This window comes from Psychrobacter sp. Sarcosine-3u-12 (genome assembly GCF_002836005.1).
In the GTDB taxonomy this organism is placed as follows: Bacteria; Pseudomonadota; Gammaproteobacteria; order Pseudomonadales; family Moraxellaceae; genus Psychrobacter; species Psychrobacter okhotskensis.
The window spans coordinates 1-584 of record NZ_PJBY01000042.1; the positions used below are offsets into that span (position 1 = coordinate 1).

The window sequence follows — 584 nt, forward strand, 5'->3', positions numbered from 1 at the left end:
TTGCCGTAATCGTAATATCAGTACCATCAAGCGTGATACTTGCACCACCAGCCGTCAGCGTAATTTTATTCGTCGCTACTATCTCAACCTCTTTGGTCGAGGAAGCGATGTTTATATCCTGCTTAGCCGTGGCTTCAAGCTTACCCGTATGGGCGGAGAGGGTGATATTCTTTTTGGCATTAGTCATACTAAATTGACCATCGGCTATGATATTTAGAGACTCGCTACTGATCTGGCTATGACTCTCCCCACTACTGATCAGCATATCTTGCTGCGTAGTACTAATCATCTCACCCATGCTTCTATGAATCAGCGTATCGTCACTGACGTAGCTACTATCTGCTGCGCTGTCGATCAGCATGTAGGGCATCGTTTGATGGGTTTTGGTTTGCTGTTCTTCTGCGATAGTCTCAAGTTGGGTTTTAATCGCGTTATGATTATTAACCTGACGTCCCAGTCCTGTTGCCAGCTGCGTTAAGCGTTCCGCCAAGTGCTGACCACCTAAAGCCGTTTGGGTCAGAGTCGGTGTATGCTGCTGGTAGTTATGCTGTCCAGATTGAGCGTGGGTTTGCGGTTGAGTGGAG

At 47.4% G+C, this 584-nt stretch carries 1 protein-coding gene; it reads right to left on the reverse strand.

Features of this window, described 5'->3' with window-relative positions:
- The coding region (locus CXF65_RS01055; RefSeq protein WP_157823982.1) for a DUF2345 domain-containing protein at positions 1-584 on the reverse strand (584 nt) is incomplete at both ends.